Origin of the sequence: Nonomuraea sp. NPDC048916 (assembly GCF_040649575.1) — a bacterium.
GTDB lineage: Bacteria > Actinomycetota > Actinomycetes > Streptosporangiales > Streptosporangiaceae > Nonomuraea.
Window position 1 is genome coordinate 1 of sequence record NZ_JBEZFS010000201.1, and the last position, 495, is coordinate 495.

1 protein-coding gene is annotated in these 495 nt (G+C 57.2%); it reads left to right on the forward strand.

Going from position 1 to position 495, the window contains the following annotated elements; genetic code table 11:
* Positions 1-356, forward strand: a 356-nt coding sequence (locus AB0C16_RS40435) for a hypothetical protein (protein ID WP_357691485.1), incomplete at its 5' end; no start/stop codon positions are given.
* Positions 357-495: the final 139 nt, after the last annotated feature.

A 495-nucleotide genomic window follows, 5' to 3' on the forward strand; every position in this document is an offset into this window, starting at 1 on the left:
GGGTCAACAAGACTTCGGGGCGAGGCACAATTACTCTCGGCGTAGACAACGAAGATGGTAATGACCCCGAGCAACTTGCCAGTTGGACTGTGTTTCTGGGGCTATCTAGCTACGTCGAAGTAGTTCCGAAGCTTTTCGCTTGGGCAAATGAAAGCCTACACGCCGAAACCTACGATGACGTCGAATACGATGACTATCCATACGAACGTGATGATTGGGGCGCCTTGCACCCCTACATGAACCCCTCCGGCGAGGTTGATTTCTACCGGCTAGAGCTGACGCTGAATGAACTGGGTCGAGCCTTCCCGCTGGTGGATCTATTCGCCACGGAAGGAACAAGGCAGTTGACTGTATAGAGAACGCAGCGCGCTCAGCCGCACCAGATGAACAGCAGTTAGCCGGAGGGAAGAGCGGTCCGGCGCGCCAACCTGCACGGTGGAGCTGACAAGCAGAGAGCCGCGGGGAACCACAGTGAGCGGAGCCCAGCCAGGCGAG